We start from the raw sequence: 26,058 nt of genomic DNA, 5'->3' as shown, positions 1-26,058 counted from the left end.
TTCCCGAAAGCCTTGACAAGCCCCATATGGTGAGCTAGTTGGATGCATTCAAAGTGGATGACAGTACCTGTCACCACTACATCCTGATGCGGAACACAGTTCCAGCGGGGTGGCCTGAATAGGCCCCCTTTTTTTTGTCCCTGCGACGGTTCATACCCCGCACAAAAGGAAAGAATGACTGATCAAGCCCTGAGAGAAACCGTCATACGTCTGGCCCAACCCGTTATCCATTCCCTCGGGCTTATTGTCTGGGGAGTAGAGATAGCCCGCGCCGGGCGCACCCTTGTGCGGCTCTTTGTGGATGTGCCTACCGCGCCCCAGACCGAAGAATCCGGGGACGCCCCTGAAGGCGCAATCTTTTCGGCCATTACTGAAGCTGACAGCGGTTCCGCAGAATCTGATCACCCTCAGGGTGAGCCTTCCGCCACTTCCACTCCCGTTGCTCCCACATCGGCCACCATCGAACAGTGCGAAGAAATTTCGCGTCATCTGGCGCTTGCGCTGGAGGTGGAAGACAGTATTGCCGAAGCCTATGTGCTGGAAGTTTCCACACCGGGCCTGAGCCGTCTGTTATTCAGCCTTGAACAAATGGTCCCCTATGTGGGTGATGTGGTGGAAGCAAGGCTGCTTACGCCGGTGGCATCCACAGATCCCGCCGCCCACGGCGGCCCCCGCCGCGTATGGCGGGGCATCCTCACTGCGGTGGAAGAAGAAGGCTTTGTGCTTGCGCCCGTGACCATCAGCCCCGATGGCGAAGTTGAGGAAGAAAACCATCCTTCCGTGCTTCTGCCCTGGAGCGCTGTGCGCCGGGCCACACGCATGTATATTTTCAAGCAGCCGCAAAAGCCGGGCAAGAAGCCCGGTGGCAAGGCCCGGGGAAAAGACGGTTCCAAGGCCAGCGGCGGGCAAAAGGCCACAAAGAAGGCCAAATCAGGCAAAAAAACAGGCAAAGCCATTGCCGATAACGACCATACGGCCAACTGAGGCAAGCCCGACACCCGCCCCATGCGGGTAATGGCGGGCGGCCCGATGCGCCGCAGCCGGAACAAGCGATTTTACGCCGCCCTGGGCGGCAGCCGGAGGCACACATGAATCTTGAACTTAAAAAGGCCATTGACCAGATCAGTAAAGACAAGGGCCTTGACCGTAACATGCTCATTGACACGCTTGAGGATGCCGTGCGCACTTCTGTGCTGCGCCGTTTCAGTGAAGATATGGACGTGGAAGTGTCCTATAACGACGACACGGGCGACATTGAGGTCTACCAGTTCAAAATCGTGATGGCCGATGGCGATATGGCCAATCCCGACACGCAGATTGAACTCACTGATGCCCTTGCTCACGACCCCTCTGTTCAGGTGGACGACGAAATGGGCTTCCGCGTGAAGGTGGAAGACCTGGGCCGCATTGCCGCCCAGTCTGCCAAGCAAGTCATCATCCAGCGCATGCGCGACGCTGAGCAGGAAATTATTTACAGCGAATACAAGGATCGCCTGGGCGAAATCGTTTCGGGCATCGTGCAACGCCGCGACAAGGGCGGCTGGGTGGTCAACCTTGGCCGCACTGAAGCCATTCTGCCGCGCGAAGAACAGATCCCCCGCGAACATTACAAGCGCGGCGACCGCGTGCAGGCCCTTATTATCGAGGTTCGTCAGGAAGGCCGCGGCCCGCAGGTCGTCATTTCCCGCGCGCACCGCGACTACATGGCCGCCCTCTTCCGCCGCGAAGTGCCGGAAGTGGACGATGGCGTCGTGCAGATTATGGGCGTGGCCCGCGACCCCGGCTCACGAGCCAAGGTTGCCGTGCTCTCCCGTGAGCGTGACGTTGATCCCGTGGGCGCCTGCGTGGGCGTGCGCGGATCCCGCATCCAGAATATTGTGCAGGAACTGCACGGCGAACGTATTGATATCGTCGTCTGGAGCGCAGACATTGCCACCTACGCCCGCAATTCCCTGGCCCCGGCCCTGGTGTCGCGCATTGTGGTGGATGAAGAAGAAAACCTGCTTGAAGTCATCGTGCCTGACGATCAGCTCACCAACGCCATTGGGCGCAAAGGGCAGAACGTCAAACTGGCAGCCAGGCTTCTGGGCTGGAAAGTCGATATATTTACCGAGACCCGCTACAACGAAGCAAATGCTATTGGGCACGGTCTCGAACAGGTGGCCAGTGTGGCCGAAGTATCCATAGAGGCTCTGCTTGGCGCGGGATTCAGTTCCCTCGACAAGTTGCGCCAGGCCACGGACCAGGAGCTTTCTGACAAGCTGACCATCAGCGCGTCCCGCATCGCAGACCTGCGTTCAGCCATCAATTTCCTGGCTCCGGTTGTGGAAAGTACGCCCGAATCTTCTGCGGTTGAATTGGGCAAAGTACACGCTTCCGAAGAAGACTCCAGCCAGGATGCTGAAGGTGGCGCCGAAGAGGATGCGCAAGCTTAGGGGCGCAGTTATGGTGGAGGGGCAAAACACGGCAGAAACCGTGCAAGGGCCGGTACGCATGTGCATCATATGCCGCCGCCGCTTCGCTAAAGCCCAATTGACCCGCCATGTACTGACGGCCCAAGGAATTTTGACTATTGACGCTGAAAAGACCAGACCTGGCAGGGGCTGGTACATATGTTCCGATGCCGTATGCGCGGCGAGGTTCGCCAAGTTCAGGCCCGGAACACGGCGCAAGGGGGGTAAACATGTCTGAAGAAAAAATTAAAGTATCGGAATTTGCCAAAGAATTCCCGGCAGTGCTCCAAAAGGACATGCTGCGCGTAATGCGTGAGCTGGGCACATCTGCCAAAAGCATGGCTGGTTCCCTGAGCACTGAGGAGGCGGCACGCGTGCGCGAACACTTTGCCGAACAAAAACAGGCGGATGCCGAGCGTTCCGGTTCCCACCCCAACGTCATCGTACGTCGCCGCCGCAAGGATGCCGACGCTCCTGAAGCTATGGAAACAGCTTCCGTAGCACAGGAAGAGCGTGCGCCCGAGGTTGTGGAAAAGCCCGCTGAAGCCGCAAGCCCTGCGGTGGAAGCCGTTTCTGCGCCTGAGGTTGAAGCCCCCGCGCCCAGCCCCCGCAAAGCTGCAAAAATTATTGAGCCTGAAGCTGAAAAAGCCCCGGTTGAAGAAGCTCCCAAGGCCACCAAGGCCAAGGTTGTTTCTGCTGCCCGCGTTATCAGCCGCCCCGGCGAAGAAGAGAAAAAGCCCGAACCTGTGGCAGTAGTGGAAAAGAAGCCCGAGGTTCCTGAAATTTCCCCCGTGGCTGCTGCGCTTGCCGCGCGTGAAGCGGGAGAAAAATCTTCTGACAAGGCTCAGGACAAGAGCGAAGCCGAAAAGGCCGCCAAGGCTGCACGTCTGGCCCGCCCCGACGCTTCCGCCATGCCCGAAGGTTCGTCCGCGCCCACCCTGCCCCAGCGTGCGCCCGAAGCCCGTGCCGAAGCCTGGAAAGACTCCGACAACGCTGACGACGCCGATGGCGCCTCTCGCCGTGCCCCCAGGGCCGAGGCTGGTCAGGCGCCCGCCGCGCCTCAGGTTCGTATTATATCCAGGCCCGCCCCCGGCAGTCAGCAGGAACAGCGCCCCGCGCGTCCCGCTGGCGCGCGTCCCGGCTACGGTGGTCCCGGTGGTTCCGGCCCCGGTGGTCCCCGTGGGGACAATGCAGGCAGACCTCCCCGTCCCGGCGGCCCTCGCCCGGCTGGTCCTGGTGGTCCCCGTCCTTCCGGTCCTGGTGGTCCCCGTCCTTCTGGCCCAGGCGGTCCCCGTCCTGGCGGCGGTGGCTTCGGTCAGCAGCCCGCGCCCGCGTCCCCCACGGACAGCCGTGACGGCCAGAGCAAGAAAAAGCGTCTCAAGGGTCGCCGCACCGTTGATTTCCAGCAGGGCGATTCCGTCCGCAGGGATGATGACGACAGCGCACGCCAGAGCCGCGGCAAGGGTCGGCGCAAGGGCGGCAAAGCCGCTCCCGCAGCGCAGACCACACAGCCGCTGAAGGCTGCCAAGCGCAAGATCCGCGTGACTGAAGCCATTCGCGTAGCCGACATGGCTCACCAGATGGGTCTTAAGGCCAATGAAATCATCAAGGTTCTCTTTGGTCTGGGCGTTATGGCCACCATCAACCAGGCTCTGGATTTCGAAACTGCCACCCTGGTAGCTTCCGAATTTGGTTATGAAGTGGAAAAGGCAGGCTTCTCTGAAGATGACTACCTGACCCCCAAGGAAGTGGACGCTCCCGAAACCCTCAAGCCGCGTCCTCCTGTGGTCACCATTATGGGCCACGTCGACCACGGCAAAACCTCGCTGCTTGACGCCATCCGCAAGACCAACGTCACCGGCGGCGAAGCCGGGGGCATCACGCAGCATATCGGCGCGTACCACGTCAAGACCAAGCGCGGCGAAATCGTCTTCCTTGACACTCCCGGCCATGAAGCCTTTACGGCCATGCGTGCTCGTGGCGCCCAGGTGACGGACCTTGTCATCCTGGTGGTGGCCGCTGACGACGGCGTGATGGAACAGACCCGCGAAGCAATCAACCATTCGCGCGCCGCTGGCGTGCCCATCATGGTTGCCGTCAACAAGATGGACAAGCCCAGCGCCGACCCGGACCGCGTTCTGCGCGAACTGGCCGAACTTGGCCTCCAGGCCGAAGAATGGGGTGGAGACACCATTGTTGCCAAGGTTGCCGCCAAGACCCGCATGGGTCTGGACGAACTGTTGGAAATGGTGGCCCTGCAGTCTGAAATTATGGAGCTCAAGGCCAACCCTGACAAGTTTGCACGCGGCCACATTGTGGAAGCCAAACTGGACAAGGGCCGCGGACCTGTGGCTACCGTGCTCATTCAGGAAGGCACGCTGCGCCAGGGCGACAACTTCGTGTGCGGCCCCTTCTCTGGCCGTGTGCGCGCCCTCATGAGTGACCAGGGCAAAAAGGTCAAGGACGCCGGCCCCTCTCTGCCTGTTGAAGTACAGGGCTTCGAGGGTGTGCCGGAAGCCGGTGAAGAGTTCTTTGTGGTCAGCGACGAAAAGCTGGCCCGCCGTATCGCCGACTCCCGCGCCATCAAACAGCGTGAACGTGACCTTGCTTCGGAATCCCGCGTGACTCTGGAAACCTTCCTGTCGCAGCGCAAGTCCGATCAGGAAACCCTGACCCTCAACCTCGTGCTCAAAGCCGACGTTCAGGGCAGTCTGGAAGCCATTACCGAGGCCCTGCTCAAGCAGAGCACCGAAAAGGTACGCATCAACGTGGTGCATGGCGGCACTGGTGCCATCACAGAATCCGATATTCTGCTGGCTTCTGCCTCGCAGGCCATCATCATCGGCTTCAACGTGCGTCCCACAGCCAAGATCAAGGACGTGGCCGAACACGAAAACGTGGATGTCCGCTTCTACGAGATCATTTACAAGCTGGTGGACGACATCAAAAGCGCCATGACGGGCATGCTTGCCCCCGTGCAGCGCGAAGTGTACCTGGGCCAGGCCGAGGTGCGCGACACCTTCAGCGTGCCCAAGGTGGGCGTTATCGCCGGCTCCTATGTGGCCGACGGCAAAATTGCCCGAAACGCGGGCGTGCGCCTGCTGCGCGACGGTGTGGTTGTCTATACCGGCAAGATCTCATCCCTCAAGCGCTTCAAGGACGACTCCAAAGAAGTGGTCAAGGGCAATGAGTGCGGCGTAGGCCTTGAAAACTTCAATGACGTCAAAATTGGCGACATCATCGAAGCTTTCGAAACTGTGGAAGAAGCAGCGACGCTGTAAAGAGTTGGGGCGCAGCAGTTGCACCACGCATCTGCTGTCGCCATCCCTAACCAGCGCGGCTGTAGAATATACAGGTACGCGGCAGACACATCTTGCATGTGCTGACAAACCGCTTGCCACAATTGAAGTTTGAACACTTTCGGGGGAAAGAGCGCCAGATAAATCCGGTGCTCCTTCCCCCGGTTTTCGTGGCGGGTCTGTTTTCCATTTCCGTCCAAAGGCCTTACGAGGCAGACTCCTCAATAAAGTACTGGCGTTATCTCACGTCAGCGGATACGGTTTGCCCTGAATCCATTTTTTTCTTCACTCTCAACCATTCCCCCAACAGCGAGAACAGAACCTGGTATCTGAGAACAGGGGCTTGCCCCCAGCTTCTGTTTTGTGCACAAAAAGCTCTGGCTTGAACGGCAATAAGCCCGAACAGCCAAAACCAGCCGGTCAATGCGGGCCGCAAATAAACGTATGACTATGTTTACGGCAGTGCTCACTGTAGAATTCAGCCTGCACGGCAACGACAATCTCAAGGCAAAACGCCGTGTCGCCAATAGTCTGAAACAGAAAACGCGCAACAGATTTAACGTGGCCATAGCGGAGGCAGGCACAGAAAACAGCCTGTGCAGCCTGCGCCTGGCCGTTGTCTCCATTTCCAACAGCGAAGGGCACCTACGCAGCCGCATGGACAAATGCGCGCTCATGATGGAAGCCGTCTGCCCTGAAGAAATGGTGGAAAGTCAGGTGGAAATATATGCAACAGACTGATTCAATACCCTCTCCTTACGCTGCAAAAGCCCTTCAAATGGTCAAAGCCCTGAAGCAAATGGACCAGATTATAGTGGCGGGGCATATCCATCCCGACGGCGACGCCGCCGGATCAGTGGCCGCAATAGGCCACATTTTGCGTGCAATGGGCAAGGAATTCATGCTTTACGCTGCTCCTGGTCTGCCCAGATATCTGGAGTTTTTCCCGATGCCCGCTGTGGTGCACACAACGCTGGCACACCCGCCCTTTACCCCCAAATGCGCCGTCCTGCTGGACTGCGGCGAGCCTGACCGCCTTGGTTCCGAACTGGCAGAACTGCTGCCGTATCTTGATAGCGTGAACATTGACCATCACCTTGGCGGCGACGGTATGGGCAACAGAGGCAACTGGGTAGCCACAGAAGCAGCGGCCACGGCCCAGCTTGTCGCCTATCTGTCAATGGCGGCAGACCTGCCCCTTACTGGCGATCTGGCGCTGGCTGTGGCCCTGGGCCTGATAACAGACACAGGCGGCTTCTGCCACGGCAATACCAGCGCGGCGGTTCTGGCTTTGGCCTCGCACCTGGTAGAAAACGGTTGCAAGCTCTCATGGCTGCGCGAACAGATGGACAATAGCTGGAGCCTTGGCCGTTGGCGTCTATGGAGTCTGCTTATGGAGAAATCCCGCGTCGAGCAGGAAGGCCAAGTGGGCTTCTGCCAGGTGAGCCTGGAAGATATTCGTAGCTGCCAGGCCCTCAAGGAAGACCTGGAAGGCTTTGTGGAACAGCTGCGCCGCCTGCGTGACGTCAAGGTTGCGGCAATGTTGCGTGAAGACAGCCCCCAGCTGTGCAAATTCAGCCTGCGCTCTTACGGCGACATCGACGTTCGCTCCATTGCCGCGGCAATGAATGGCGGCGGGCACTTCAACGCTGCCGGAGGCACCCTGCGCATGCCTCTTGAAGAGGCGGGGCAGGAACTGCTGCGTCACATCAGCCTTTACCTGAACAGCCAGAAAGCGGATGCCGGAAAAAAGGCGCAAAGCAGAAAGCCTGCTCCACAGGCTAAAAAACCGACAAAAAGCCGCGCCAAACCAAAATAACCCGGTATTGAGAGCCATAACTTTTGACTTATAGCACAGCTGAGGATATGGTTCCCACTTGCGTATGGTTAAAAAAGATACATTAGTACAACTCTGCCCCCCTCAGGATCATCAGGATTCGCCTTCCGCCATAGCGGAAAGCGCCCTGGGTTCAGGGCCCGGCAACTCCATGCCGGAGCCCAATGGCAAAGTTTACGCCGCACTGCCGCAGCAGCACGGCGTGCTCGTGCTTAACAAGCCTTCCGGGCCCACCTCGGCCCGCTGCCTCACAGCCATCAAACGGCTCGGGCAAAAAAAAATCGGCCATGCCGGCACGCTGGACCCACTGGCTTCCGGCGTTTTGCTGGTATTGCTCGGTCAGGCCACCAAGCTTTCCGGGCACCTTCTGGCCGGGGGCGGCAAGGTTTATAGCGGTGAATTGCGCCTTGGACAGACCACCGACACCTGGGACATTGAGGGCCGGGTGCTTGATGAGGCTCCCTGGCAGCATATCAGCGAAGACGACGTGAGGCGTGAAGTTTCGGCATGGCTTGACCTGACCGAACAGCCTGTTCCGTCCTATTCCGCCGCAAAACATGAGGGCCAGCCTTTATACAAACTGGCCCGCAAGGGGCTTGACGCCCCGCAAAAGATCAAACGTATGGAAATTTCACAGGCGGACGTGCTTGAAATAAGCTTGCCGTTTGTGCGCTTTCGGGTCGCATGCAGTTCCGGCACCTATATACGCTCCCTGGCCCACAGCTTGGGGAGTCGCCTTGGATGCGGAGCCGTGCTCACGGAACTGACTCGAGAGTACAGTCACCCCTTCGGCCTTGATGTGGCCCGCGAGCCAGCGGACTTCACGGCTGATCCCTCCCTGTTGCCAGGCTGCGTTATTCCGGTTGCGGATGCGCTGCCCCACTGGCCCAGGGTGGATCTTACGCCAGAAGAAGCCGCTCGCGTGCGTAACGGCATGGCAGTGCCTTGCCGTGCGTCACAGGCTGATACCGGCAACGGTGAAAACCTCGCGTTTTTGATGGAACAGGGCCATGCCCTGGCTCTTGCACAACGCGAAGCCACAGCTGCCGGGCCTTGTTGGGCCGTATTGCGGGGACTTTGGAACTAAGGGCGTTTAACGCCCGTAACAGCCTTACTCAAGGAGAATTGCTGTGGTAATGGATGTAAATCAGAAGAAAGCGGTTATTGACGCCCACGCCAAACACGAAGGCGACACCGGATCCCCCGAAGTGCAGGTTGCCCTGCTTACTGCCCGTATTGAAGACCTCACCGGTCACTTCAAAGAGCACAAGAAGGACTTTCACTCCCGCACGGGTCTGCTGAAGCTTGTTGGCCGTCGCCGCAACATTCTGAACTACCTGAAAAAGACTGACGTTCAGCGCTATCGCGCATTGATCGAAAAGCTCGGCCTGCGCAAGTAAGGCTTTTGGCTACAAGGGGGGAGCCTGAGGCTTCCCCCTTGCCACTTATAAACTCAAAGCCCCCGATGGGGCGCAACGCGAGAAGGGGGGTCCGGGAAAATCAGGCAGGGACACGCGGCTCTGCCCGCTTTTGCCGGAATCCCCTTCGCCTATGCAAAGGAAATCTGCATGTTACAAGATATTTTCAATCCCACCCGCGTCACCTGCCAGGTGGGCGGCAAGGAAGTTATTCTGGAAACTGGCCGCATGGCCAATCAGGCCCACGGCGAAGTATGGATCCAGTGCGGCGGCACCGTGGTGCTCGTCACCGTCTGCTCCCAGCCCCTGGAATTCGACAAGGGCTTCTTTCCCCTCACCGTTGAATACTCCGAAAAAATGTACGCCGCAGGGCGCATTCCCGGCAGCTTCTTCCGCCGTGAAATTGGCCGCCCTTCCGAACGTGAAACCCTGGTTTCGCGCCTGATCGACCGCCCCATCCGTCCGCTTTTCCCCAAGGGCCTGAACGAAGACGTTCAGGTGCTTGCCAGCGTTATCTCCGCTGACCAGGAAAACGAATCCGACGTGCTGGCCCTTACAGGCGCTTCGGCAGCCATCATGCTGTCGCCCCTGCCCTTTGAAGGGCCGGTGGCCGGTGGCCGCATTGGCCGCGTCAACGGTCAGTTCGTGCTCAACCCCACCTTCGAACAGCAGGCGCTGAGCGATTTCAACATCGTTTTCGCCGCTTCCGGCGACGCCCTCACGATGGTGGAAGGCGAAGCCCTGTTCGTGCCCGAAGAAGTTATCATTGAAGCCCTTGAATGGGGCCGCCAGCAGATTCTTCCGCTGGTGGAAGCCCAGCACAAGCTGCGCGAGCTTTGCGGCAAGGCCAAAATGGCCTTCACCCCGCACGAAGACGACGCGGCCCTTGTGGCTCGCGTGCATGAGCTGGCCCTTGCCAATGGCATTGAAGAAGCCCTGCGCGTGCCTGAAAAAATGGCCCGCAAAGACGCCCGCAAGGCTGTGAAAGTCAAGGTTATGGAAGTCCTCAAGGCCGACGCCGCCTGGGCTGAAAACGAAGCTGCTCTCAAGGCTGTGGGCGACATCCTGTCCGGCCTTGAAAAGAAGCTGGTGCGCGCCCGCATTCTTAACGAAGGCACGCGCATTGACGGACGCGACACCACCACGGTGCGCCCCATCCAGATCCAGACCGGCCTGCTGCCCCGCGCTCACGGTTCCGCCCTGTTCCGCCGTGGCGAAACCAAGTCGCTGGTTGTTGCCACCCTTGGTTCTTCCACTGACGAACAGCGCATGGACTCCCTCACGGGCGACGTGACCAAACGCTTTATGCTGCACTACAACTTCCCGCCCTTCTCTGTGGGCGAAGTGAAGCCCGTGCGTGTATCCCGCCGTGAAATCGGCCACGGCGCTCTGGCTGAAAGATCCCTGCGCCCCGTGCTGCCCACCGGCGCGGAATTCCCCTTCACCCTGCGCGTGGTGTCCGAAACGATGGAATCCAACGGTTCCTCGTCAATGGCTGCCGTGTGCGGCGGTTCGCTCTCCCTTATGGACGCGGGCGTGCCTGTGAGCTCCCCTGTGGCCGGTGTGGCCATGGGCCTCATCAAGGAAGGCGACAAGTTCATCGTGCTCACCGACATTCTTGGTGATGAAGACGCCCTGGGCGATATGGACTTCAAGATCGCCGGTACCGCTGAAGGCATCACCGGCGTGCAGATGGACATCAAGATTACGGGTCTTACCACTGAAGTCATGCGCACAGCCATGCAGCAAGCCCGCCAGGGCCGTATGCACATTCTGGAAGAAATGGCCAAGGCCATCGCTTCGCCGCGCAAGGAACTTTCGCGCTACGCCCCGCAGCATGCCGAAGTTTTTGTGAATCCCGACATCATCCGCCTCATCATCGGCCCCGGCGGCAAGAACATCAAGGCCATCACTGCGGCCACTGGCGCTTCTGTGGACATCGAAGATTCGGGCCGCGTGTCCATCTTCGCCCCCACGGCTGAAGCCCTTGAAAAGGCCCGTGAAATGGTTTCCTACTACGACCAGCGCCCCGACATTGGCAAAAACTACACTGCCAAGGTGCGTAAAATCATGGAAATCGGCGCCATTGTTGAAGTTCTTCCCAACGTGGAAGCCCTTGTGCATGTTTCTCAGCTTGACGTGAACCGCGTGGAACAGCCCGGTGACGTGGCTCGCCTTGGCGAAGATATGGTGGTCAAAGTCATTGAAATCAATGGCGACCGCATCCGCGCCAGCCGCAAGGCCGTGTTGCTGGAAGAACAGGGCCATCCCTGGAATCCCGAAGACACTGCCCGCCCCCCGCGCACTGACCGTGGCGACAGGGGCGACCGTGGCGACAGGGGACGTGGCGACCGCGACCGTGGTGGCCGTGACCGTGGTGGCCGTGGCGACAGGCGCTAAACGCCTGACGGACGTCCTCAACGCGCAGCGTTGCTGAGGCCTGAGTTGAAGCATTCCCGGTCAGGCACACTACACGCCTGACCGGGCCGCTGAAAGAGCAGTAAAGGAAGTTCCCATGTCCAAAAAGAGCAAAAATACCGAACCTGAAACCGCTGAAAATAACGATTCTGCCGAAGCCCAGGCGCACAAAGAAGCGCAGGCCGCTGCCGAAGGCAAGAACCGCGTGCACACTGAAGCTCTGGGCGATGCCTGGGCTGTGCTGACGGGCCAGAACCCGGCCGCAATTATGGACCAGGTTGTGAGCACCGTTTTGCATGAAGGCGGCACGCGTCCCTCTTGGCAGTGGAAGCGCGGCAGCACGGACCATATCATGATGGCATGGCCTCAGGATCAACCCCTGCGCGCCGCTGTGCTGGTAATGGGCGAAGAAGGCGAAAAGCTGACCCCTGTTACCGCCGTGCCCCTGCTGGACGGCCTGCCCAATGACCTTATGGTCGAAGGCGTGCATCTGTGGGAAAGCGGCATGGGCGCTAACGTCGCCGTCAGCATGATCGAAGGCAAGAACCCCATGTGGTTCTTTGACCCGCTTTATGGCCGCGACAGAACAGACCTTACCCCTGGCGTCACCCACACCTTTTTGGTAGCTGGCTTGGCCTTTGCCATCCGCAAGGCCCTGCTGGACCAGATGACCATCACGCAGGGACCGCAGTACGAGGCCTATGCCGAACAGTGGCTTGAAGCCAACCCCGGCAAGAGCCGCCTGGATGTGCCCCCTCTGCAGGTGGATGTGAGCGACCGCCACATGATTATGCCTGGCCGCAACTTCTGTGAATATCAGATGCGTGCCGTCATTGAAGAGGTACAGGACTGCCAGCTGGACAAAATGCCTGTTAAGGCTTTGTTCGTCACTTTTCCGTTTGAAAACCGCGAGCCTTTGCGTCTGGTCATCTATGCGTCAAAGATGGTCCTGGGCGATCTGGAACCAGAAGTGGGACAGGCTATTGATGCCTACATCTGGCTTCAGGGCCGTATTATCGACATTGATGAGGGCCCGCAGCAATAACGGCCCGATGCTTTCACAGGGTGCGCGCGGAGGGGCAAACCTCCGCGCCGCCCAAATAGCGGCAGTCCGGCCCGGCGCACACGGCAGACCGCACGGATGCAATCATGAACGCGCCTCTTCTCTGGTTTATTGTGGGTGTGGCCTTTTTTCTGGCCGAGCTTATGACCCCGGCAATGGTGCTGCTCTTTTTCGGCGTGGGAGCCTGGGCTTCAGCTCTGGCCGCGTTGCTGGGCATGGACCTCGCATGGCAGATCATCACCTTCATCTGCATTTCCCTTCTTACGCTGTTTTTTCTGCGCCGCCGCTTGCGGGCGGTTTTCGGCGGCCGCGCCCGTAATGTGGCTTCTGAAAGCTGTAACGGGCACGATGAAGAGCATTGCGCCCCCCACCCGCTTACAGGCAGGCAGGGAATCCTCAGCAAGCCTCTTCGCCCCGGCGAAGTGGGTGAAGTCAGCATAGACGGCAGCTTTTGGCGCGCCGTTGCCCACGAAAAAATTGCAGAAGGCAGCCCGGTGCGCATTCTGGGGGCCGAACCTGACGACGCCCTTGTGTTGCGGGTGCAACCTGTGGTCAAATCCTGATATCTGCGTTATAAGGCAGATTGCCTTTAAAAAAGTACATTTGTCTGTACGGGATCATTGTTAAGTCCTTGCGGCAAAATCAACACTGGCGGACCTGACCCGCCGTCAGGCGGCAATTTCAAAGCTACAATGGGCAGCAGGCACAAAAGCACGGCACCCTCACTGCGGGTGCAACAGCACCGGCTTCTTCCCCGTGAAAACCGGGGCCGGCTTCAATAACACCCGTGCGGCACTATCACATAACAGCCGCGCTAAACCGGGCACGCAAAATCCGGCTGCCGGGCATCTGCCCGACACAACGGTATTTCATCAGGACACGGGCCGCCGTCAGGCCGTGCCGCCACGCTTATAATCATGCATGAGGTAATTATGGAATTTATGAATAGCTTCGGATGGCTTTTTCTGTTGGCCGTATTGGTTATCATCGTCCTTATCAAAACCGCTGTTGTTGTGCCCAACCAGTCTGCCTACGTTGTTGAAAGGCTCGGCAAATTCAGCAAGGTTCTGTATGCGGGCTTTCACATTCTGGTGCCCTTTGTGGACGTGATCGCCTACAAGCGCAGCCTCAAGGAACAAGTTCTGGATGTGCCCAAGCAGACCTGCATCACGCGCGATAACGTGAGTGTGGATATTGACGGCGTGCTTTACCTGCAAATCATCACCCCCGACAAATCCGCCTATGGCATTTCAGACTACGAATGGGGCGCCATTCAGCTTGCCCAGACTTCGCTGCGTTCCGTCATAGGCACGCTTGAGCTTGACCGTACCTTTGAGGAACGCACACGCATCAATCAGGAAGTTGTGGAAGCTCTGGACGCCGCCACCTCCCCCTGGGGCGTCAAGGTGTTGCGCTATGAAATTCGCGACATCACGCCCCCCATCACGGTGATGGAAGCAATGGAAAAGCAGATGCGCGCCGAACGCGAAAAACGCGCTGTCATTGCCCAGTCTGAAGGTGAAATGCAGTCGCGCATCAATCTGGCCGAAGGCGCAAAAGCTGCGGCCATCGCGCAGTCCGAAGGCGACAAGCAGGCTGTAATAAACAATGCGGACGGCGAAGCCGCCCAGATTCGCACGGTCGCAATGGCCACGGCTGAAGGATTGCGCATTGTTGGCGAACAGCTTGGCAACGACGCCGTGGCTGCTGCGCAACTGCGCCTGGCCGAATCGTACATCACCCAGTTCGGGCACATCGCCAAACAGGGTAACAGCCTTATCATTCCTGCGGATATCGCCGATGCGGCGGGCATGGTTGCAGCTATGAGCAAGATCATCAAACCCGGCGAAGGCTTGGGCAAAAGCGGCAACCGCGGCTAGAGCATTTTTATTTTGAAAAAATTTAAACGCTCTAACACAGCACAAGAGCGCAACGCGCCGCAACATGGCGTATATTCAGCTGAAAAATGCGATTTTATGCAAAATGACAACTTTTGAAATGTAAAACATTTCAAAGTTAATCTGCTCTTGAGACACTCAAAGCAGTGACTAGAAAAAAACGGGCCGCCCTGCACTTTCGCAAGGCGGCCCATTTTCATATGAATTTTGGTCTGCCGGAGCCTTATGCCTTATACAGGTTATATCCAAGCTCCTGAGCCACAAAAGCTGCCATTTTTTGCCCCCGCACGCTGTTGCCCACCTTGTCCAGAGGCGGCGAAAAAGCCGCAATGGCCATAACACCGGGAACAATGGTCAAAATGCCGCCGCCTACGCCGCTCTTGCCCGGCAGCCCCACATTGTAAGCCCAGTCGCCCGAGCTGTCATACATGCCTTCCATCGTCATTTCAGCCATGATGCAAGGGCAGTTTTCAGGCTTGAGCACCTGCTCGCCAGTAATGGGGTTGCGCCCGCGCGCGGCTATGGTTGCGCCAATGGTCGCCAGCTCCACAGTGTTCAGCAGTGTTGAGCATTGGCGGGTATAGACGTCGCAGGCTTCCATCGGGTCGCAGTACATATAGCCCGCAGAGTACAGCAGCCACGCAATGCCCCGGTTATGAAAGTTGGTGGTCTGCTCCGACTGGTTAAGCTCGTCGGACATAGCAATTTCCTTGGAGCCAAGCCTGCGCTGCATGCCCAAGATGCGCTGCCAGCGCTCTTCCACAGACCCGGCCTTAACAAAGCTGGCAGAGGCCATTGCGCCCGCGTTGACCAGAGGCGACAATGGCTTGTCGCCGTGCAGCTCAAGCGCCATAACCGAATTAAAGGGCAGGCCCGTTGGGCTGGCCCCGATTTTTTCCTGCACGGCCTGCCGCCCCATATCTTCCAGCGCCAGCGCCAGCGTGCAAACCTTGGAAATGGACTCAATGGCAAAGCGGTACTGTGCGTCGCCCGCTGCCACAGACTGCCCCTTGGCAGTTACCACAGCCACAGCAGCTAGGTTGCTGGGAATGTTCGCCAAAAACGGTATATAATCGGCATTGGCCCCACCCGGTGTCTTGCTGAACTGCGCATAAGCGCTGTCCACCACCGACTGAATTTTATCAATATCAGGCATAGGCACTTCCTTTGCGCAGGGCCGCATTTTCGCTGCGGCCCTGCGCCCGGGGTTTCGCTGTATTCAGTATATCGTCAGGCAATATCGTCACAAGACGAATTTCCTTGTCATATCAGGTGGAACAAGTCTTTTATGATGATTGCGTATAGTTATGGCGTGCAACCGGAAAAAAGACGAATCCCGTGGTAAAAACCACTGCAAAGGCGTTTGTAACAACACTGGCTACGGCTGGGTAGGAGCAGAAGCGGAGCTCTGCGCGCCAGCCTGGTTTTGCGCCTGTTCCTTTTCCCAGGTGAAAGGTTCGAAGTCCGAGGAAGGGTCACGCCACTCAGGCTTGCGCAATGCGAAAATAATCAGCGGAATAGCTATAAAAATAGCCACCAGCACCACCAGATACATCACATAGCTTTCCGGGCTGCCCACAGATATCTGCCCCGGAGGCACAAAGCTGAGTGTAAAAGCCAGCAGAGAACCAAGGAAGCCCAAAGTGGCCCACAGGTACATGCCGGGCACCCGATAGGGACGGGGACGGGCGGGCTGCGTCACACGCAAACGTATGCCGCTGGCAAACATGAGCAGGTACATGACAAGGTAAAGAATAACGGTGAGCTGCGACAATATCTGGAATGCCGCCTGTACCGAGGGCATGACCACGAAGGTGATGGACAGAATGGTTACGACGACGGCCTGCACAAGCATGAGGCGGCTGCCCATGCCGAATCTGTTTGTCTTCTGGAACCAGCGCGGCAAGTATCCTGCCTTGGCAACGGCCAGCATACCCGTGTTGGGGCCGGCTATCCAGGTAACAACACCGCCCAGCACGCCGAAGGCCAACATGACGGCCAGCACGGAACCCAGCCATTCTGCATTGATCCACCTGAACAGCAGGTCATACGCCAGCAGCAAGCTTTGGGTAAGGTTGATGTCCTGCTTGGGCACAATAAAGGCAATACCAAGTGTGCTCAGAAGAAAAATGGCTACTGTGCCAAGAGACGCGATGCTGATGGCGATGGGATATTTTTTGGTGGGATTGTCCATGTCCTTGACGTGTACGGCGTTCATTTCCATGCCCGCGTAAGCCAGGAAGATACTGGCAGCCAACACCACGTTGCTGAAGTTGGTAAAGTCAGGCATCAGCGCGCCCCAACTCAGCTCGATCAACGGTGGCTTGCCGCTGAAGAACAGATAGGCAAAGCCCAGAATAACCACCACTGCCGCAGGAATAATGGTGCCTACAATACCGCACCACTTTGAAACTCTGGCGAAAATGCCGACCCCGCGCAGGGCGATGAATACCGACATCCAGTACACAATGAGCACAAAGCCCGTAATGTACCATTTATTGGCCGCTATACTTTCAGCCATGCCTATGTGCGGATCCACAAAGGCGATGGAAACAGCGCCAAAGGTCAGCACTGTGGGAAAATACGGTATGACCTCAATCCACAGCATCGCCATTGCCAAAAAACCCCAGCGAGGGCCGAAAGCCTCGCTCACCCAGCGGAAGACACCGCCCTTTTCAGGATAGGTAGTGGCAAGCTCCGCAGCTACCAAGGCCATAGGAATAAGAAAAACAACAGCGGCAAAGGCATAATAAAAAATTGCCCCAAGGCCGTATTCCGCTTCGGAAGGAAGGAACCGCAAGCTCACGACAGCAGTGATGTTCATTACCACTATTGTCGCGATAGACATTTTAGAGCCGGTCGCCTGCTCTTTTACTTCTCCCATAGTGGCGCTCCTTGTATTGTGGTGTGGGATATTCATTCAGACGAGAAAAATAGGCTGGATCCGAAGGGTGAAAGCGGCGGGCCATTATTTCAATCAATAATGGCTCCCAGTTAAGGAAAAGGTAGGTAAAAACCTTTATTGCGTCAATAGATTTTAATATTTTAATTGTTTTATAGTCTATATTGTTAATTGTGCTCGAAAATTATTCTCTCAATAACCCCAGGCAACACAACAATAAAATCCAATACTCACGCAAAAAAATAGAAGTGATCTGTAAAAATTTTATACAAATCACTTCTATTATCCATTACATATACTCGATAGATAAACATATTGTCAAAGACACAGGAATATGCTTAGCTTTAGTTAATTGGAACAATTCCTCTTAACTTGCGTCAAGCCCATCCAGATCAAACTCCCAGCCTGCCTAGACCGAACCTCTTTCCGGGAGCACGGCATGCCTGCACAGCGAAAAACCGTAGCAATTTCGACCATGGCCCTCATGACAGTGGGCACTGTGGTCAGCCTCAATGCGCTGCCAATGATGGCAGCCGAAGGGCTATCGCTGATTTTCTATATTCTGTTCGCCACATTCATCTTTCTGTTACCCGCAGCTATGGTTTCGGCAGAACTTGGCAGTGCCTTCGCCTCACAAAAAGGTGGTGTATATACATGGGTTAAAGCGGCCTTTGGCCCGCGTTGGGGATTTGTGGCCATCTGGATGCAGTGGGTGCAAACCCTTGCATGGTATCCCACCATTCTTGGCTTTTCTGCAGCTTCGCTGGCCTATTGCCTGGGCGATCCGCATCTGGCCCAAAGCGGCCTGTATACAGGCATGGTCAGCATAGGAATATATGCATGCGCCACCGCAGTGGCCCTCAGCGGTACGGAGGCCGTAAACACGCTGACGAAATACAGCGTATTTGTCGGCACGCTTGTTCCCAGCCTTTTCATCATTATTCTTGGCCTGCTTTGGGTTGACCTTGGCAACCCCGTGGCCTTTCTGGAGCAAAGCGTTCAGGTGGGCGGGCACGTTGTGCACGAACATGTGCATCCGCGATTTCTTCCTCACCTGACCGGACTTGGCAGCGTAACTTTTCTTGCCGGAATTGTGTTGATGTTCGCTGGCGTAGAAGTACAAAGCGTTCAGGCCACTGCCATGAAAAGGCCAGAGAGGGATTTTCCCATTGCCATGCTGCTGGCAGCAGCCATCGCCTTTATTATCTACATGCTGGGCTCATTGGCAGTTGCCGCTGTGCTGTCGCCGCAGGAAATGAGCCTTACCGCGGGTCTCATGCAGGCTTTTTCGCTTATTCTGCACAAGTTTGATCTGGATTTTATGGTGCCCGTGGTGGCGCTGCTCATAACCTTTGGCGGTGTGGGCAACGTTATGGCCTGGGTATCCGGCCCAAGCAAAGGCATGCTGCAAACGGCACGCGAGGGCGAGGCTCCTCCCCTGCTGGGCAAGGAAAACAAGGCCGGGGCTCCCGTAGCCTTGCTGGCCATACAGGCCGTCATCGTTCTGATTTTGAGCTCCATATACTTTCTGGTTGAAAACGTCAGCGTGGCCTTTTTCATTCTTACAACGCTCACGGCCAGCATTTACCTGGCCATGTATCTGCTTATGTTCAGTGCGGCCATACGGTTGCGCATCACCATGCCAGACCTGCCACGGCCTTATCGCGTGCCGGGCGGGCTCACAGGCATGTTTTTTATTGGCGGCGTGGGCTTACTGGGAGTGGCCTTCGCCTTTATTGTGGGATTTTTCCCTCCGCACAACCTGCCCATAGGCAAACCAGCCCTTTATGTGGGGTTGGTGGCAGGCGGATTATGCACGTTTCTGGCTATCCCGCTGCTTATTCAAGCATTCAAAAAGCCTCAATGGAGGCTGGCTGTGGAAGCAGAAAACAGTGATTCAATCAACGGCAACAATGGAGAGTAGAGCATGACTGCAAAGAATACCCTGCGTAATACCGTGCTTGACGACACCTACGCCGCGTCAGATATGGCCGATGCCATGCCGCGCTACGAGATGCCCAAAAATGAAAGCCGCCCCCGCGACGTTTATCAGGCCATTCATGACGAACTGATGCTGGACGGGAATTCGCGCCAGAACCTGGCCACGTTCTGCCAGACCTGGGTAGACCCTGAAATCAACCAGATCATGGCCGAATGCGTTGATAAAAACATGATCGACAAGGACGAATATCCGCAAACAGCCGAAACAGAAACACGCTGCGTGCACATGTTGGCCGATTTGTGGAACTCCCCCGATCCCAAGGGAACCCTTGGCTGCTCTACCACTGGTTCCAGCGAAGCGGCCATGCTTGGCGGGCTTGGCATGAAGCGCCGTTGGGTCAACATGCGTAAGGCCGCAGGCAAGCCGTACGACAAGCCCAATATGGTTTGCGGCCCCGTACAGGTTTGCTGGGAAAAGTTCGCCCGCTACTGGGACGTGGAACTGCGTGAAATTCCGATGGAAAAAGACCGTTTGATAATGACCGCAGACGAAGTCATCAAGCGCTGCGACGAAAACACCATCGGCGTTGTGCCCACCCTGGGCGTGACCTTCACGGGCCAGTACGAGCCTGTGGAAGAAGTAAGCAAGGCTCTGGACAAGTTGCAGAAAAGCAAAGGCTGGGACATTCCCATCCATGTGGACGGAGCCAGCGGCGGCTTTTTGGCGCCCTTCATTGAGCCTGACCTGCTCTGGGACTTCCGCCTGCCCCGGGTCAAATCCATCAACTCTTCCGGCCACAAGTTCGGCCTCGCACCGTTGGGCGTTGGCTGGGTTGTATGGCGCGAAAAAGCTGATCTTCCCGAAGACCTCATTTTCAATGTGAACTACCTCGGTGGCAACATGCCCACCTTCGCTCTCAACTTCTCACGCCCCGGCGGGCAGATTATCGCTCAGTATTACAACTTCCTGCGCCTCGGCAAGGAAGGTTATCGCCGTATTCACCAGAACTGCTATGACACGGCCCGCTACCTTGGCGACGCCATCGGCAAGCTCGGCCCCTTTGAGGTGCTGTACAACGGACGCGGCGGCATCCCTGCCCTGTGCTGGGCCTTCAAACCCAAGGCCAAGGTCAACTACTCACTGTACGACCTCTCTGACCGCCTGCGTTCACGCGGATGGCAGGTCCCTGCCTACTCGATGCCCGCACACCGCGAAGACCTCGTCGTCATGCGCGTACTGGTACGCCACGGTTTCAGCCGCGACCTGGGCAGCCTGCTCATTGACGATATCAAGAGGGCTATGGCCCACTTTGATTCGCACCCTGTAAGCAAGCCGCTCACAGAGTCTGAAGCTGGCAGCAACAGCCACGCTGGCCGCCACTGCAAAAAGTAAACACTAAACTGCTCCTGCCAGCGGGGGAGACCCTTTTGAAACTTGAGAAAGGGTCTTCCCCGCAAATTGAGGGGTGCGCTTAGTGCGCATAGAAGAATGGCATCGCTTTTACGAAACCGTTTGTACCATACGGGTACGGCGGTTTTTCTTCTTTTTAGTTCTGCCGCCTGCGCGGCGCGCAGCAAAGTGGGATAGCTGCGGCCGCAATAGAAGAATGGAGTCGCTGTTATAAAGCTATTTGTGCCCTGCGGGTACGTCGGCTTTTCCTCTTTTTAGTTCTGCCGCCTGCGCGGCGCGCGGCAAGGTGGGGCCGGTTATGGGGCTTCGCCCCCTTCTCGGCCCCCCTTGCATCCCCCCCGAAGCACCCCCTGTTCTACCCCGACCACCAAATATCTTTTTCGGGGGCGGCTACGCACGAACCTCGCCGACGTGTCGGCTTCGGTTCTTTATGACGCCGCCCCCGGCAATGGCCTGCGCTTTGCTTGAGAAACTGCAAAACCTCGATCAAATTGATTATGGAGTGGCACCTGCCGCCTTGAAAGCATTGGGATTACGGTGGGAATAGATTTCTTTACAGCTCGCCAGACGAGTCTTAGCACTCAGATTCACCAAAGCTGACACCCAATGCATAAGCGCCCAGTGGCATTGCGCGGCGCGCAGGGAGATCACCGAGCGAAGCGAGGAAGCTCCCGAAGCAAAAGCCGCGCAGCCCTCGCACAATGGCGAAATATGGAAAGCCCGTGAAGGCTATCCCGTGGGAGTGGAGATATACGAAAACCCAGCGGGGTCGTCCGGGGGGAGTGCAGAGGGGGCCTCGGAGGGGCGGCAGCCCCTAACAGGCCCCTTCTGCCGCCCGCCGCGTAGGCGACCCAATAACATAAACGGGAAGGCACCGTGCCCGCAGGGCACTACACACATCAGTCAAAAGACAAACTCCAAATTTTCGGCCAGCCCACACCCCGCTCATCAGACGCCCCCTGCCCACACACAACGAAACTCAGCGATGGCATTGCGTGGCGCGCAGGGAGATCACCCGACCGAAGGGAGGGAAGCTCCCGAAGCGAAAACCGCGCAGCCCTCGCGAAATGATGGAATTTGGAAGGCCCGTGAAGGCTTATTGGGGGAAGTGGAGATATACGAAAGCCCAGCGGGGTCGTCCGGGGGGAGTGCAGAGGGGGGCCTCGGAGGGGCGGCAGCCCCTAACAGGCCCCTTCTGCCGCGTGCCGCGTAGGCAGTGTCGTTACGAGCGCCTTTCCTATTATTTCTGCGTCGAACTTCTCCTTTTCTTTCAGTCGAGTACTACCAGAGTACACTCCTTACATAAAAGGCTAGTTCTCCTTGAAATAACAAGAAAATTCATCTCGTGACGACACTGCCGAGGCGGCCAAAACAACATAAGCGAGAAAGCCTCCGTACCCGCAGGGTACAAGAAACAATTTTTCTTTCCTCCTCGCTTGTCAGATCGACACATACCCACAGGCCACAACACCATACTCTCAAAGCTCCAATCCCCATTTCCCCGCTGCCGCAACGTACACACCTCAAACGCCAAATGCCGCCCCTGCATAACAGAGACGGCACTTGTATATTCAATCCTTGACGCTTGCCACAAAACCGCAATGCGCCTTGCAGAACACCTACTTCAGGTTGATAACCCGCACATCACCCTTGGTTTCATTGACTTTCTTACGGAAACTCTGGCGGCGGTCCTCGCCATCCACAAGCCCGGCCAGCCATTCCGCCACATGCAGCACGGGGTGCTTGTCGTGCATATTGATGAGGCAGCGGGCAATGCCGATCTTGCACGACGGGCAGCCCACAACTACCGGGCCTTCATAATTTTCGCCCATAGCATCACCAAGCCTCTTTTGCTTGCGCGAGCGCAACAGGTTGTAAATCTGGGGCGAAGTCATCGCTCCCATGCCGGACTCACCGCAGCAACCGGGATTCAGCGCGACCTTGGCTCCGGTGAAATCAGCCAGGGTGCGCACCACCTGTTGCTGCCCCTTGACCTTGTGCACGTCGGCCCACTCACAGTGGCAAGCCCCGTGATAGAGCACCTTGGAGCCTTCGGGCAGGGGTGCGCTCAGGTCATCGCGAGAAAGCAGCGGCAGCGTAAGCTGCGCCACGTCGCGCATCAGCAGATCCGGGAATTGGGCCTGCAAGTTCATACGCTCCAGCCCGTCGCGGCAGGAACCGCAGGCTGTCACCAGATACTTGCAGTCAAAGCCCTGCTTGGCCAGGTTACGCAGCATTGAAGCCATGTATTGGCGATTTTGGGCCATATTGTCTTCAAAGGCAGTGTCCATCCCCGCTGCCAGCAGGGGGAACCCGCAGCACATATGCCTGGGCGGCACAGCCACGGCAAAACCAGCCTTGAGCAGCAGCATTATGGAAGAAACACCAATGCGGTCATAGAAAAGCGCGCCGCCGCAGCCCGGGAAGTACAAAACCAGTGGCATGCCGGGTGTTGGCTCTTCAGGCGCAAAAACCGCCCCCCTGTGCAGCTTGAGGGCTTCATAGAGGTTGGTATAGCCCATCTTGGGCCCGCGCCCCGAAAAAAGCGGGCTTTGCATGCGGCGCTTCCACACTTCGGGCACAAAGCCAAGAAACTTGTTTTGCATCTTCTGGCCCAGAGAGGCCATCTTGGCGGCCTTGGGCACACGGTTGGCAATATCATGCCCAAGCCAGTCCAGCGCGCGCCCTTTGATGGGATGCCCGCCAGCGCCTTCATGCTCCAGCAGGGCACGAAGGGTCAGGGCCACTTCGCCGGAAGGAATCTTCACCGGGCAGTTGGCCATGCAGCGCCCACAGGCCGTGCAGTGCTCCACCACATCACGCATCCACTTGAGCAGACGTTCATCAATGCGGCCCTTGTTGACCTGCGAATAATACACCGCCTCCAGCAGCATACCCAGCACCATATTCTTGTTGCGCGGGTGGTACTGCATGGAGCGTTCAGGATAGCACATGGAGCAGACCTGCTTGCACTTGCCGCAGCGCGTGCACACCTGAATGGATGTGAGCAGGTGGATAAGCTTGTCCTTGTCCGGCAAGCCGCTTTCGCGAATGTCGCGGATAAGGCGGTTGAAGGAGAAGGTAAAGGGACGCACGGGCAGGTCGCGGTAGACCAGCTTGGCGGGATTCATAACGTCGCGGGGGTCCACGCGTTCCTTGAAGGCCCGCAGGGCGTCCATTTTTTCTTTGCTGAAAAAGGCTATCTTGGTGATGCCGATGCCGTGCTCGCCCGAGACTTCACCGCCCATTTCCTGGCATTCAGCCATAACGCGGGCTGCCACTTCTTCGGCTTCTTCCAGCATCTGGGCATCGTTGGAATTCACGGGAATGTTCACATGGCAGTTGCCGTCACCAGCGTGCATGTGGCTGGCTACAACAATGCGGCTGGCGTTCATATACTCGTGAATCTTGATGATCTTCTTGGCGAGGTGCGGATATTTTTCTTTCAGGGCTTCAAGAAAGGTATCAGCACGGTCGGCCATTTCCATATCAGACAGGTCGGCGGCGGAAATGTCGCCCGAAGCGGCCTTGGAAGCCTGTGAAAATTCCCGGTTGAAGTCCTTGTCTTCCATCGGATAACCGGGCAGCCGCCCCACTTCCTGAAGGGCATGACGGTAGGCCGCAGCAGTGCATTCCAGGTTGACCTGCTCAAGAAAGAGCGCGAAATCCGGTATGCGCTCCATAGGAATAACAACGTCTTCGTTAAGCTTGAAGCCGGAGGTGCGCTTGGCTATGGCCGAAAGCTTGTGGCGGTCTTCCCAGAAGCGCTCGCCTTCCTTGTCGTCGGCGGCCACAATAATATCAACGTTCTCCTGTTGCTCCACCACGCTGACGATATCGCCCACGCAGGTGTCCAGCAGATAGGGATCGTCGCCGTCCACCTGAAGGATAATGACCGAAATGGGCGAACCTTCGTATTTTTCAGACTTGCGCTTGTATTCGATGGCCTGAACGTACTTGGCGTTGAATTCTTCCATGGCCGAAAGGTGGGCGTAGTCGCCTTCTTCGCGAATACGGTTACGCAGGGCCACCAGTTCGCGCACCACTATGGCAGCCGGGTGCATTGACCGGCCAAAAAATTCCAGCACCATAATGCGCTTGTGCTTGGGCTTGGGATGCAGAATAAAGCAGGCTTCGGTGATAATGCCGTCCACGCCTTCTTTCTGCATGCCGGGCAGCCCGCCCAGAGCCTTGTTGGTCACGTCCTTGCCAAGGCCCGGCAGGCGGATTTCATCGCCACGCAGGTGTACCACGTTGCGCACGCCGCCGCTCACGTCCTTGACCACAAAGACCGCAGTTTCTGTGGCAAGAATCTTGTGGCGCGGATGATTTTCGCGTTCGATGGTGATGATTTCACCAGTGGGCGTCACCATGCGCCACCACAGCAGGTTGTCCAGCGTGGTGCCGTATTCAAAGGCCATTGGGCCGCCGGCATTTTCTGAAATATTCCCGCCAATGGACGAAGCCTGCTTGGAGGCCGGGTCAACGGAAAAAAGAGCGCCAGCAGCGTCAACGGCGTTTATGACAGTCTGGGTAATGGCCCCGGCCTGACAGGTTACTGTCATATCCTTCAAATCAATGTCCCCCACGCGCGTAAGGCGAGTGAGGCTCACGATAAGGGTACGCTTGCGCGCGGGCACGGCGCCGCCTGTCATGCCCGATCCGCCGCCACGCGGAATAAGGGCGAACTTCATGTCATTGGCCAGCTTCACCAGCTCGGCCACCTGCTCTGTGGTGTCGGGTTCAACCACAAGCAGGGGCAGCTCCATGCGCAAGTCCGTCGCGTCGGTGGCAGATTCCACCAGTGCGCCGGGATTGGTCAAAATACATTCCGCAGGCAGGATGTCGCCCAGAGCGTCGATAAGCTTTTCCCTGAACTCCATTTCGGCCTGGTGGGCCGACCAGAACATGGTAATGCCCTCGCCAATGGCCGTGGCATAATAATGCGCCAGAGAAACGGCTTCTTTTTCAAAGCTCGCGCGCACGCTGCCGCGCACGGTATCGGCGTCAATGAAGGGATTGTAAGCCACCAGAAAAAGCTCTTCGGCTATGGCGATGGCAAGGTTGCGCACGGATTCGGGCCATTCGGCAAAATCATCAATATTAATGCGCAGAATGCGGTTCACCACATAGTCGGGAGAAATGGAAATATGCGGACCCTTATGGGGCATGGCGTTCTAACCTCGTAGGCACTGTGGCAATCTATTAACATGACAGACAGATGGTTTTGGGGGAAGCCCTTTTTCTACGTTCAATGCGCGCGGAAGGCAAGTAGTGGGCAAAAACCCGAATAACGGGGGCATATATGTGCAACCGCAACTGCCGCCAAAAAATTGTCTCTTCTGTCACAGGCCTGCCGCAAAGCTGTCTTTGACATTTATCCGCGTGTGGCTATGCTTTTTCAGCACACAACAAGAC

At 57.3% G+C, this 26,058-nt stretch carries 17 protein-coding genes and 1 pseudogene; 15 read left to right on the top strand and 3 right to left on the bottom strand.

Annotated elements, in window-relative coordinates; all coding sequences use genetic code 11:
* Positions 1-174: 174 nt before the first annotated feature.
* The 13 genes and pseudogenes from HNQ38_RS14545 to HNQ38_RS10345 all read left to right on the top strand — a co-directional run.
* Positions 175-351, top strand: a pseudogene (locus HNQ38_RS14545) (ribosome maturation factor RimP); the annotation flags it as partial.
* Between the two features lie 3 nt (positions 352-354).
* Positions 355-984: a ribosome maturation factor RimP gene (locus tag HNQ38_RS10400; RefSeq protein WP_425485997.1), complete on the top strand. Its 630-nt coding sequence runs from the start codon at positions 355-357 to the stop codon at positions 982-984.
* Positions 985-1,088: 104 nt separating this feature from the next.
* Entirely contained in the window at positions 1,089-2,435 is a 1,347-nt protein-coding gene (gene nusA, locus HNQ38_RS10395) for a transcription termination factor NusA (RefSeq protein WP_183720340.1), read from the top strand.
* Positions 2,398-2,691, top strand: coding sequence for a YlxR family protein (locus tag HNQ38_RS10390; protein WP_343060161.1), 294 nt, complete (start codon positions 2,398-2,400; stop codon positions 2,689-2,691). The genes nusA and HNQ38_RS10390 overlap by 38 nt, the downstream gene beginning before the upstream one ends.
* Positions 2,684-5,734 carry a translation initiation factor IF-2 gene (gene infB / locus HNQ38_RS10385; protein ID WP_183720337.1) on the top strand — a complete coding sequence of 1,017 codons (3,051 nt, stop codon included), beginning with the start codon at positions 2,684-2,686 and terminating at the stop codon, positions 5,732-5,734. Before HNQ38_RS10390 ends, infB begins: the two co-directional genes overlap by 8 nt.
* Before the next feature lie 468 nt (positions 5,735-6,202).
* Complete coding sequence (locus HNQ38_RS10380) at positions 6,203-6,493, top strand: DUF503 domain-containing protein (RefSeq protein ID WP_183720804.1); 291 nt, start codon at positions 6,203-6,205, stop codon at positions 6,491-6,493.
* Complete coding sequence (locus HNQ38_RS10375) at positions 6,480-7,571, top strand: DHH family phosphoesterase (RefSeq protein ID WP_183720334.1); 1,092 nt, start codon at positions 6,480-6,482, stop codon at positions 7,569-7,571. Before HNQ38_RS10380 ends, HNQ38_RS10375 begins: the two co-directional genes overlap by 14 nt.
* A 169-nt stretch (positions 7,572-7,740) precedes the next feature.
* Positions 7,741-8,676 (top strand): tRNA pseudouridine(55) synthase TruB, encoded by a 936-nt coding sequence (gene truB / locus HNQ38_RS10370; protein WP_183720801.1) that lies wholly within the window; start codon positions 7,741-7,743, stop codon positions 8,674-8,676.
* A 49-nt stretch (positions 8,677-8,725) separates the two neighbouring features.
* Positions 8,726-8,989, top strand: a complete 264-nt coding sequence (rpsO, locus tag HNQ38_RS10365; protein WP_183720798.1) for a 30S ribosomal protein S15 — start codon at positions 8,726-8,728, stop codon at positions 8,987-8,989.
* Positions 8,990-9,157: 168 nt separating this feature from the next.
* Positions 9,158-11,407, top strand: coding sequence for a polyribonucleotide nucleotidyltransferase (gene pnp, locus HNQ38_RS10360; RefSeq protein WP_183720331.1), 2,250 nt, complete (start codon positions 9,158-9,160; stop codon positions 11,405-11,407).
* Positions 11,408-11,522: 115 nt separating this feature from the next.
* Positions 11,523-12,470, top strand: coding sequence for a hypothetical protein (locus tag HNQ38_RS10355; RefSeq protein ID WP_221277878.1), 948 nt, complete (start codon positions 11,523-11,525; stop codon positions 12,468-12,470).
* 104 nt (positions 12,471-12,574) lie between these two features.
* Positions 12,575-13,051 (top strand): NfeD family protein, encoded by a 477-nt coding sequence (locus HNQ38_RS10350; RefSeq protein WP_183720328.1) that lies wholly within the window; start codon positions 12,575-12,577, stop codon positions 13,049-13,051.
* A gap of 369 nt (positions 13,052-13,420) precedes the next feature.
* Positions 13,421-14,368: an SPFH domain-containing protein gene (locus tag HNQ38_RS10345; protein WP_183720325.1), complete on the top strand. Its 948-nt coding sequence runs from the start codon at positions 13,421-13,423 to the stop codon at positions 14,366-14,368.
* 241 nt (positions 14,369-14,609) lie between these two features.
* Here HNQ38_RS10345 and glsA read toward each other — a convergent pair whose 3' ends face one another.
* Together glsA and gadC are read right to left on the bottom strand one after the other, a co-directional pair.
* Positions 14,610-15,542: a glutaminase A gene (gene glsA / locus HNQ38_RS10340; RefSeq protein ID WP_183720322.1), complete on the bottom strand. Its 933-nt coding sequence runs from the start codon at positions 15,540-15,542 to the stop codon at positions 14,610-14,612.
* Positions 15,543-15,764: 222 nt separating this feature from the next.
* Positions 15,765-17,270 carry a glutamine/gamma-aminobutyrate antiporter GadC gene (gadC, locus tag HNQ38_RS10335; RefSeq protein ID WP_183720319.1) on the bottom strand — a complete coding sequence of 502 codons (1,506 nt, stop codon included), beginning with the start codon at positions 17,268-17,270 and terminating at the stop codon, positions 15,765-15,767.
* Between the two features lie 457 nt (positions 17,271-17,727).
* On the opposite strand from gadC, the gene HNQ38_RS10330 reads away from it, so the two are divergent.
* Both HNQ38_RS10330 and gad read left to right on the top strand, forming a co-directional pair.
* Positions 17,728-19,212 carry an amino acid permease gene (locus tag HNQ38_RS10330; protein ID WP_183720316.1) on the top strand — a complete coding sequence of 495 codons (1,485 nt, stop codon included), beginning with the start codon at positions 17,728-17,730 and terminating at the stop codon, positions 19,210-19,212.
* A gap of 3 nt (positions 19,213-19,215) precedes the next feature.
* Positions 19,216-20,622, top strand: coding sequence for a glutamate decarboxylase (gene gad / locus HNQ38_RS10325; protein WP_183720313.1), 1,407 nt, complete (start codon positions 19,216-19,218; stop codon positions 20,620-20,622).
* A gap of 1,637 nt (positions 20,623-22,259) precedes the next feature.
* Here the strand turns inward: gad and HNQ38_RS10320 are convergent.
* The gene (locus HNQ38_RS10320; RefSeq protein WP_183720310.1) at positions 22,260-25,811 is read right to left on the bottom strand and encodes an FAD-binding and (Fe-S)-binding domain-containing protein; all 3,552 of its coding nucleotides are present in this window, start codon (positions 25,809-25,811) and stop codon (positions 22,260-22,262) included.
* Between the last annotated feature and the right edge of the window lie 247 nt (positions 25,812-26,058).

This window comes from Desulfovibrio intestinalis (genome assembly GCF_014202345.1).
GTDB classification, from domain to species: Bacteria; Desulfobacterota; Desulfovibrionia; order Desulfovibrionales; family Desulfovibrionaceae; genus Desulfovibrio; species Desulfovibrio intestinalis.
This window is presented reverse-complemented; position numbering and strand designations above follow the sequence as displayed.